The sequence below is a fragment of the Actinomadura sp. GC306 genome, from assembly GCF_004348665.1.
Lineage (GTDB): Bacteria > Actinomycetota > Actinomycetes > Streptosporangiales > Streptosporangiaceae > Spirillospora.
Genome location: NZ_SMKM01000506.1, coordinates 1 through 1,754, shown reverse-complemented (window position 1 = coordinate 1,754; position 1,754 = coordinate 1). Strand labels below are relative to the sequence as shown.

At 75.9% G+C, this 1,754-nt stretch carries 2 protein-coding genes; both read left to right on the top strand.

Annotated elements, in window-relative coordinates; genetic code table 11:
- The first annotated feature begins 77 nt into the window (after positions 1-77).
- Positions 78-1,166, top strand: a complete 1,089-nt coding sequence (gene rsgA / locus E1200_RS33090; protein WP_131956579.1) for a ribosome small subunit-dependent GTPase A — start codon at positions 78-80, stop codon at positions 1,164-1,166.
- Positions 1,167-1,274: 108 nt separating this feature from the next.
- On the top strand, positions 1,275-1,754 hold a 480-nt coding region (locus E1200_RS33085), incomplete at its 3' end, for a TetR/AcrR family transcriptional regulator (protein WP_131956577.1).

Genomic DNA, 1,754 nt, shown 5'->3' with positions numbered 1-1,754 from the left:
CCGCCGGCTGACCCGTCCCGCCTCACCCGCCGGACGCGCGCCCGCCGGGGCCCCTTCCACACAAGGGTTCCACGACATTGACCTCCGCATCCGCGGGGCCGTCGCCCCTGGCCGCCTACGGCTGGGACGACGCCCTCGACGAAGCATTCACCCCCCACCGCGCGGCGGGATTGACCCCCGCCCGCGTCGCCGCGGTCGACCGCGGCCTGTGCGACGTGGTCACCGCGCAAGGCCCGCTCCGGGCCGCGACCCCGCCGCCGTCCACCGATCCAGCGGCCGACCCCGCGCCCTGCACGGGCGACTGGGCGGCGCTGCACCCCGGCGGCCCCGACGGGCGGCCGGTCGTGGCGGCACTGCTGCCGCGCCGGACCGCGATCGTGCGGTCCTCCGCCTCCCGCGACTCGCGCGGCCACGTGCTGGCCGCCAACGTCGACACCGCCGCCGTCACCGCCGCCCTCGACACCCGCCTCGACCTCGGCCGCATCGAACGGCTGCTGGCACTGGCGTTCGAGAGCGGCGCCCGCCCGGTGGTCGTGCTCACCAAGGCCGACCGCGTCACCGGCACCGCCGACGCCGAAGCGCAGGTCACCGCCGCCGCACCCGGCGTGGACGTCGCCGCGTGCAGCGCCGCGTCCGGGGACGGGATCGGCGCCCTCCGCGCCGCCCTGCACGGCACGGTCGTCCTCCTCGGCCCGTCCGGATCGGGCAAGTCCACCCTCGGCAACGCGCTCCTCGGACGCGACGCCCTGGCCACCGGCACGGTCCGGGCACGCGACGGCAAGGGCCGCCACACCACCGTCCGCCGCGAACTCCTGCCGCTGCCGGGCGGCGGCGTCCTGATCGACACACCCGGACTGCGCGGCATCGGCCTGTTCGAGGCGTCCGGCGGCCTCGACCGCACCTTCGCCGACATCACCGGCCTGGCCACCGGCTGCCGCTTCGGCGACTGCGCCCACCGCACCGAACCCGGCTGCGCCGTCCTGGCCGCCGCCGAAGACGGCACCCTGCCGCAGCGGCGCCTCGACAGCTACCGCAAACTGCAGCGCGAGAACGACTGGATCGCCGCCCGCACCGACGCCCGCCTGGACGCCGAGCGCCGCGCCCGCGCCAAGGAGATCTCCCGCCTGCAGCGCCGCATGTACCGCGACCGGGACCGCCGCCGGTGAGGACCCCCGTCCGCCGGGACACCGGGCCGCGTCCCGGCGGACGGGAAGCCGCCCTTCTGGGTATGGCGTACGCAACTAGGATGCGCAGGAAGAGCAACGGGAGGTCCGGTGACAGGAGGCGAACACGTCAGCATCTGGTCGGCGCCGCAACGGCAGGGCCGCGGCCCCCGCCCCGCCTACACCCGCACCCAGATCACCGAGGCGGCCATCCGCATCGCCGACGCCGACGGCCTGGAGGCCGCCTCGATGCGCCGCATCGCCGCCGACCTCGGCACCGCCGCGATGTCGCTGTACCGGTACGTCTCCTGCCGCGACGACCTCGTCGAACTCATGGCCGACCACGTCCTGGCCGAGATCGACGTACCGGACCGCCCCAGCGGCGACTGGCGCGCCGACCTGACCCTCATCGCCGACGGCACCCGCGCGATCTGGCTGCGGCACCCCTGGCTCGCCGGACTGGACGGCACCCGCGCGATGCTCGGCCCCAACCGCCTGCGGCTGACCGAGTTCGCGATCGGCGCACTCGACATCGGCCCGCCCCTCGACGACGTCATCACCCTCATCGACATGCTCAACGGCTACGTCCAC